The sequence below is a fragment of the Candidatus Cryptobacteroides sp. genome (genome assembly GCF_056207615.1).
Window position 1 is genome coordinate 1 of the sequence record NZ_JBAEER010000071.1, and the last position, 7,379, is coordinate 7,379.

Here is a 7,379-nt window from a genome sequence, read left to right on the forward strand (position 1 = left end):
CCGAAGACTTGGCTGATTTGTTATTCTCAATGATCCGATCTTCCATGATGGTAATGAATTACCATGCGAAGATCAACAAATAACAAAGACCCGTCAAGACGTCCCCGCGGAGGCGCTTACAAATAAACGAAACTTTGAGTTCGCAGCAGGGAAACAGCATAAAACCTAGAATAGCTTGGCACGAACGACAAAAAACAGCCAATTCTTGGAGTTCGCGCCACCAAAACAGTCCAAAACATCGAAAACACTGCCACGAACGCCAAAAAACAGCCGATTTTTGGAGTTCGTGACAGCACAAGTATAAACCCACCGCGGAAGCAATCCACCGCACGCAAAACCTACCTCCGAGCAGGCCAGCGCAAGCATAACCCACTTATGGATTGACAATCCATCTCCCGCTTCAATGCTGATTGGAAAGTCACGTCGTCAATCTGTTCCCAGTCGAAAGGCCGACGCTCGTTCTTTGCGACCTTGATAAGAGATGTGAAAAATTATCAATTGACAACTTCGTCAGGGATAATTGTTGTATATTAGTAGTTCAAATTAATGGCAATGAGCAAAATGAAAAGTATACTCTCGATAATTTCTGCCGTTGTTTCGGCGCTCCTCGTCACCTCCTCGTGTATCCACAACACGTCGCAGAAGGCTCCGGAAATGGACAGTTCACAGTTCGTACTGATCGGCGAACATATTCCGGATGTGATTTTGGAAATCCGCTACTACAGCACCTTCAATTTCATAGGTGACCGTATTCCAGGCTATCTGGAACCGGTGGCAATCCTTTCCCGTCAAGCAGCAGATTCCCTAAAGGTGGTAAGTGACGAACTCAAGGAACAGGGCTACCTTCTGAAGATTTATGATGCATACCGTCCTCAGTGTGCCGTGGATTACTTTATGGAATGGGCAGAGAATATTGATGACGTGCGCATGAAAGAGTACTTCTACCCAGAGCTGGACAAGTCCGTGCTGGTGCCTCAGGAGTATGTGGCAAGGAAAAGCAGCCACACACGTGGCTCTACCGTTGATTTGACCCTTTTCGACATGAAGCTGCAAAAGGATGTTGACATGGGCTGTACCTTTGATTATTTTGGGATTGCGTCACATCCCGATGTCCAGCCTGGACAGGAGATTGGAGCCTATAGGCCCATCACAGAGGAGCAGTACCGCAACCGCATGATTCTCCAGGAAGCCATGGTGCGACACGGCTTCAAGATTTACGAGTGCGAGTGGTGGCACTTCACCCTCAAAGACGAGCCATTCCCGGACACTTACTTCAATTTCCCAATTTCCATTGGAAGCATCAAATGAGACTGACGATCTTGAGTTGTTCCTTGTGAAAGTTCCTGAATACTAACGAGGTCACACTCTTTTTTACAGTCACGAATCAGCTGTTCTTTCTCTGATACTCAATGTTTGTCGCTCATATCTTCATGTATGTCATTTGAACATTGCCACACTGGCACGAACGACAAAAACAACTCGATTTTTGGAGTTCGCGCCACCAAAACAGCCCGAAACATCGAAAACACTGCCACGAGCGACAAAAACAAGACGATTTTTGTCGTTCGTGACAGCACAAGCATAACCCACGGCCGTATCAGGACAGCGAAAGCCTAAACCCACCGCAGAAGCATTCCACCGCACGCAAAACCTACCTCCGAGCAATCCAGCACAAGCATAAACCCGCCGCCGAAGCGGGCTAGTCAGAGTAGACGTCGTACCTGATTCCGTTTTGCGAAAGGTAGACCATGAAGCGGTCGATCGAGTCAGAGCTATGGAACATCTTCGAGAGCTGGTCCAGGACCGCCGCTGCGCCCTTAAGCCTTAGCACAGTCTCGAGGTCCTTTAGCTTGCAGGACACTTCCCTCTCATATTCGTCCTCGCCGGTCATGATCTGGCAAGCCGGTCCGAGGTCCTGCTGGACCATCCTCACCATTCCGTCTTCCACCTCCAGCCATATCTCCCTGGAAGTTGGCGCATTGTCCTTGTAGATCGTCATAGTCTTGTTGTCTTAAAGGTTCTAGAACTGTTCATAGTCGGTCAGGTCGATGTGCTCATTGCATGTCATGCACTGCAGGATCGCAACGATTCCGATGTGCGATGGGATGAATTTGAAGCAGAATGCTTCGCCGGCCGGCATGTGCGCGACGTGCATCATGTGCAGGGCGCAGAAGGCCTTCGCTCTTTTAGTCTCGACCTCGTTCAGTCTGAAGGTGAATACCTCCTCCTCATTGATGTTTTCCATGATAGATGTTTTTTGATCATTATATAATCCGCATCATTTTGCCACCGTGGCATCCCTGCTCGGTTGGCGCCTCTCCTGGAGGGCTCGCGATGCTTTACGAGTTTCTCGTCGTATGTCTCTCGAAAAAACGCTCGTCGTTTGATTCCAGACGCAGGCTTTCACCGTACACCTCTCATCTCACGTCTCCCATCGAAAGACAGCGCAAATGTATTCCGCATTTTTGACAAGTTTTGTCACAAGCAGAAAAATATTGCGATTTTTCTGCTAACTTCGTGTCCATAAAAATTAGCGACACTATGGACCAACCGAAAATCGAGCGTATGCTCCGCCTGATGAGACTGATGTCGGGCAGCGTGCTCTTCACCATCGATGAGCTCGCGGAGAAGATGGACACTTCGTACAGGACCATCTACCGATATATCGACACCTTCAAGGACGCGGGCTTCGTGGTGGAGAAGGTGCATGGGAACATCTACAGGCTGATGAAGATGCCGAAGGCGTCGAAGGACCTGGAGAAGCTCGTGTATTTTTCCGAGGAGGAGGCGAAGGTGCTGACGAACCTGATTCAGGGGCTCGACCAGTCGAACGGGATGAAGGCGAACCTCTACAAGAAGCTTTCGGCGGTGTACGACGTGACTGCGATCGAGCGGTACACGGACAACAAGAAGGTAGCATACGCGATCCAGACGCTCGAGGAGGCGATTTCCGAGGGCAAGCGCGTCGTCCTTAAGGACTACCAGTCGTCGAATTCGGGGGTTCATGATGTGCTCGTTGAGCCGTACGAGTTCACGGCGGAGTACGTCTGCGTATGGGCATACGACATGGTGAGCCGCTCCAACAAGATGTACAAGATTTCGAGGATCGGCTCGGTGGAGATCCTTCCGGATGGGTGGGAGTTCGAGCCGGAGCACTGCAAGCCGGAGATGGACATTTTCAGGATGAGCGGTCCGACGAAGACCCATGTACGCATCGAGCTCAACCGCAGGGCGCGCAATCTGCTGGTCGAGGAGTTTCCGCTCGCCGAATACGAGCTCATGCAGCTCGCGCCCGACCGCTGGCTGCTTGAGACGGACGTGACCCAGATGGAGGGGGTCGGGCGCTTCGTGATCGGCCTGGCTGCGGACGTTCGAATCGTCGACTCCCCCGCCCTCACCGACTACGTCCGCAGCTACACCCGCTTCATCGAGAGCCTGTAGCCCAGAGGGTCATTCGAAATCTATCTTCTTGTTCTGCCTGCGGTCATAGGCCTTGCGGGACTTGTGCAGGACAGTCCTAGAGGAAACGGGACGTCCATGCGCCCTGATCTCCTCATCGCGCGCCGCCTTTCGGTTAGCGAGCATGAAGTCGTCAAGCGTTATGCGCAGTTTCTTCGGTGCCTTTTTCATTCCCATTGTGAATTTGCTTCTCGTCACACAAAGGTACGACTATTTTGCCGTTGACGATACTTATACTAGCAATACTGCAAGAATATGCCCCAGATGGCGGCGATGTGGCAGATGGTGCCGAGCAGCACGAAGACGTGGAAGACGGTGTGCATGTACGGTTTCTTGTAGATTGAGTAGAAGACCGCGCCGGTGATGTACATGACGCCCTCGGCGATGATCCACAGGCACGCAGCGGCACCAGCGGTTCTCCACAGCGGGCCGAATGCAATCACTCCGGTAAGGCCGAGCAGCACATAGCTGACGGTCTGGATGTGGCTATGGTTCTTGAGCTTGATGAAGCTCGGGATAGTGCCGGCGATGGCCACTCCCCAGATAACGCAGAAAAGGGTGATGCCCCATGCACCTTCGCTGCGAAGAGCGAGCAGGGTGATCGGAGAATAGCTTCCGGCTATGTGCCAGTAGATGGCAGAATGGTCCCACTTTCGGAGGTGCGACTTTGCGTCCCCCTGCGGCAGTGCATGGTACACGGTAGAGGCAACGTAGGAGCTCAACATGCCGAAAAGGTAGAGCGCAACCGACCACCGCACCCATGCGTCTCCACCGACGGCGAAGCGCACCACGAAGATGGTGCCGACCACGATGCCGAGCAGTATGCCGGCCGCATGTGTCGTCGAGTTAGCTATTTCTTCATTCTTCGTATATGCCATGGCTATCTTCAATTAATCTACGATGTCCTTACGCTATTCAAAGGTGTTCTTAAGCACGGTCGGTCGACAGAAACTATTCATCGCGATCGTAGCGGTTGTCGATACCAATCTGCTTGCGTATGTCCTTGATTCGGTAATCCTTCTCTAGTTTAACGATGAAATTCTGCAACTGTTTCTTGGATTTGCAGAGTTTTTCGGTGCAGTTCGCACATGAGAGGTTGAGGTTAGTTTCAGCAGAAAAGCGTTCAGGGAAGCGCCAGAGCCTGTATTCCCATACCATCACGACAAACAGCGCCAAGCCTATCAGGCTCCAGCTGAACCATGTCCGGACAAGGATCAGCGGAGTGAACATCATTGCGTAGTCCCAATTGTAGATGAAGCAGTTCGTGCAGCATCTGTTTTTCATTATCCATGTCTGGAACGGGCAGAAATAGAGGATGCATATCATGTCACAGACGGAATAGATCATTGCAACGATCATGAGTCCGCTCTGGCGGATGACACCGAAATAGTAGAGCAGAGCGAACGGAAGATTGATCAACAGCCAAACGAGGGCGGTCAACTTTCGTCCGCTCTTTGCGGTGCCGGCGATAGGTCTTCCCTTTCCCGGTTTGTACATGCTAGGAAACTGCTTCTGGCAGCCGTTTGACTCCAGCTTTGATGGGAGCAGGCGCAGTACCATCTCCATCATGAACAGCACCCAGATGGCCATTGCGAAGAATGATGTATGGAGGCCTTGGTTCGAGAAGTAGTCTACGTCGTGTGCCCTGCAGATGAAATGGTCAACGATGACCATGATAAGGAATATGGTCCTGGTGATGAGTTTCCAGTGATGATATGCTGATGTGAAGGAGAGGCTGGATATTAGGTTCTCCGTGCGTGAAACGCTCATATAGGTCGTAGGTTTAAGAATCGCGCAAATTTAGTCATTTTTTATTAGTCACGAAAACACGCATCCATTATTCATGGTACCAGTAACCTCATGGCGTCATCAATCTTCATCTGCGAAAAATCTTTGTCCATGGCGTGTACCAGACGACGAACCATGAGACTACGACGGCAACGTAAATGCAGATGACGGCTGGAGTGAACTGGAAGAATCCATGGGTGGAGAAATTGTACAGCGTATGGAAGCATGCACATGCCATCAGGCTGTGGGTGTCCTTTGCGATCCTTCCAATGCCCCATGACCCCAGCACGAGGATCATCAGGAATATCAGGGAACCGAGGCTGAGATGGAATCTGAGGTGCCAGAAGAACCACATTGAACCGATGATCAGCGAACTCACCAATTCCGACTTATCGCCGAGCTCTCCTTGAAGATATCCTCTCCATCCGACTTCTTCGAGGAAGGAGTAGAATATGAACCCCAGCAGCATGAAACTGAGTTTCCAGTCCAATATGGCACATATGCAGAAAGGGATTGCCACGGATATCACGGACTTGACCAGGGACTTTCCGCTGATGCTGCAGAAGAACTTTCGTCCGAACAGGATGACCGCGACCAGGGCACCGATGCATGGGCCGAGGCCTTCCGCCCATCCCCTGAGCAGGAACATGAATCCCATGGTGGAAGGTGGATTGATCTGCATCGCTGCGGCCCTGATGGCAACGGCGATGACATAGAATACCGATATGCTTATCAGCGTACGCTTACGCTCCTGTGTTATGTTTCCCAATGTCATCTTCATTGGCACAAAGGTACTACTATTTCGCGGTTGACGGTACTTCTGAGCACGATTCTGTCTCACGGAAGACGATAATCGATATATTTGTAGGTGGTACTAATCCAAGATTGCGAAGCATTTAACCAGGATCCGATATGTTCTGGAATGCGGTATGTTTTGCCGCTGCAATAGTTTTTCGTAAGTTTGCATCGAACAGTTCGGAGAAAGACAACATGAAAGCACACTATCTGACTATACTCGCGACAGCCGTCGCCTTGATATTCTCTTCCTGCACAAAAGATGACGATGGCATCCACAGGAGCCACAAGGGCCATGGATATGTAGACATGGGCCAGGCAGGTATATGGGCAACCACCAACATTGGAGCAAGCTCCATCTTCGAGGATGGAGACTACTACTCATGGGGCGAACCATGGGTGAAAGACGAGTATACCATGGACACCTACGAGGGTGGTGACGAAGACATCGCACAGGCTCTGTGGGGCGGCAAATGGCGCCTTCCGACCATCGAGGAGTGTACCATCCTCACCAACTCCAATTTCTACAAATGGACAATGGACGTCGAGTCCGAGGAGGTCTATGACTGGGGGAAAAAAGTAATCTCCGTCAAAGGATTCTACGTCGAATCAATCTACGGGCCCACTTCCGGGAACAAGATCTATCTGCCGGCAGCAGGATACCGAGAGTTAAGTACGGCAGAAGGCATTCCTAGTCCAGGTGTAGTCGGAGATTACCACGTAAAGGCCTACTATTGGAGCTCCGAATTGGAGGAAGACTACCCATCAAGAGTCTTCGTTCTCCGGGCAGACCGGATACTGGATCTATATACAGGAGGACGCATAAAAAGATACAGCGGCCTCCCTGTCCGTCCTGTCCTCGGAAAGTAAACATCTGCGGCAACACACAATACCGCAAAACCACCTATCGCCCCTATTTCGTCACCAGGCGGACAGCATAGATGCCGCCGACGATGTCGCGTGGACCGGCTGACTCGAACTTCACGGTGATGATCTCCTTACCCTCGAGCAGAGCGGCTGGGATAGGATACTCAACGTTGAAGAACGCACTGCGGTTCCACTTCGAGCCTGTATTATCTGAAGCTATCTCCACGTCGTCGACGAGAACCTTGAACGCACGGTTGCCGGTCTCTGCACCCCAGAAGCGAAGCATGAGAGCGAGGTCTGTCATGCCCTTGGTCTCAAGCTCATAGCTGAACCAGCTGCCCATGGCCTGGCGGTAGTTCTCACCCTGGCTGTTGCCCTTCGATGAGCGTCCCACCTTCATCCTATGGTCGATCTCCGGCTGCTGCTCGCCTGTCTGCACCGCGTCGATTGTACGTGCGTCGAGTGCCATG

At 51.5% G+C, this 7,379-nt stretch carries 10 protein-coding genes and 1 riboswitch; of the genes, 3 read left to right on the plus strand and 7 right to left on the minus strand.

What is annotated here, in order from left to right; all coding sequences use genetic code 11:
• Positions 1–552 precede the first annotated feature (552 nt).
• Complete coding sequence (locus AC06ND_RS04305; RefSeq protein ID WP_475677761.1) at positions 553–1,308, plus strand: M15 family metallopeptidase; 756 nt, start codon at positions 553–555, stop codon at positions 1,306–1,308.
• A gap of 391 nt (positions 1,309–1,699) precedes the next feature.
• Here AC06ND_RS04305 and AC06ND_RS04310 read toward each other — a convergent pair whose 3' ends face one another.
• Positions 1,700–1,999 carry a hypothetical protein gene (locus AC06ND_RS04310; protein WP_475677762.1) on the minus strand — a complete coding sequence of 100 codons (300 nt, stop codon included), beginning with the start codon at positions 1,997–1,999 and terminating at the stop codon, positions 1,700–1,702.
• A 21-nt stretch (positions 2,000–2,020) separates the two neighbouring features.
• A complete protein-coding gene (locus tag AC06ND_RS04315; RefSeq protein WP_475677763.1) occupies positions 2,021–2,245 on the minus strand; it encodes a hypothetical protein in 225 nt (74 codons plus the stop codon).
• Positions 2,244–2,343: riboswitch (SAM-I-IV-variant riboswitch) on the minus strand. It overlaps the preceding gene by 2 nt.
• A gap of 198 nt (positions 2,344–2,541) precedes the next feature.
• Here AC06ND_RS04315 and AC06ND_RS04320 point away from each other — a divergent pair.
• Positions 2,542–3,441 carry a helix-turn-helix transcriptional regulator gene (locus tag AC06ND_RS04320; RefSeq protein ID WP_475677764.1) on the plus strand — a complete coding sequence of 300 codons (900 nt, stop codon included), beginning with the start codon at positions 2,542–2,544 and terminating at the stop codon, positions 3,439–3,441.
• A 9-nt stretch (positions 3,442–3,450) separates the two neighbouring features.
• Here the strand turns inward: AC06ND_RS04320 and AC06ND_RS04325 are convergent, their stop codons facing one another.
• The 4 genes from AC06ND_RS04325 to AC06ND_RS04340 form a co-directional block, all read right to left on the minus strand.
• Positions 3,451–3,630, minus strand: a complete 180-nt coding sequence (locus tag AC06ND_RS04325) for a hypothetical protein (RefSeq protein WP_475677765.1) — start codon at positions 3,628–3,630, stop codon at positions 3,451–3,453.
• Positions 3,631–3,695: 65 nt separating this feature from the next.
• Positions 3,696–4,337 (minus strand): PAQR family membrane homeostasis protein TrhA, encoded by a 642-nt coding sequence (gene trhA / locus AC06ND_RS04330; RefSeq protein WP_475677766.1) that lies wholly within the window; start codon positions 4,335–4,337, stop codon positions 3,696–3,698.
• A 73-nt stretch (positions 4,338–4,410) separates the two neighbouring features.
• Positions 4,411–5,229 carry a hypothetical protein gene (locus AC06ND_RS04335; protein ID WP_475677767.1) on the minus strand — a complete coding sequence of 273 codons (819 nt, stop codon included), beginning with the start codon at positions 5,227–5,229 and terminating at the stop codon, positions 4,411–4,413.
• A gap of 106 nt (positions 5,230–5,335) precedes the next feature.
• Positions 5,336–6,028, minus strand: a complete 693-nt coding sequence (locus AC06ND_RS04340; RefSeq protein WP_475677768.1) for a CPBP family intramembrane glutamic endopeptidase — start codon at positions 6,026–6,028, stop codon at positions 5,336–5,338.
• 209 nt (positions 6,029–6,237) lie between these two features.
• On the opposite strand from AC06ND_RS04340, the gene AC06ND_RS04345 reads away from it, so the two are divergent.
• A complete protein-coding gene (locus tag AC06ND_RS04345; protein ID WP_475677769.1) occupies positions 6,238–6,912 on the plus strand; it encodes a hypothetical protein in 675 nt (224 codons plus the stop codon).
• A 43-nt stretch (positions 6,913–6,955) separates the two neighbouring features.
• Here the strand turns inward: AC06ND_RS04345 and AC06ND_RS04350 are convergent.
• Positions 6,956–7,379: DUF6805 domain-containing protein (locus tag AC06ND_RS04350; RefSeq protein ID WP_475677770.1), on the minus strand; the 424-nt coding region annotated here is incomplete at its 5' end.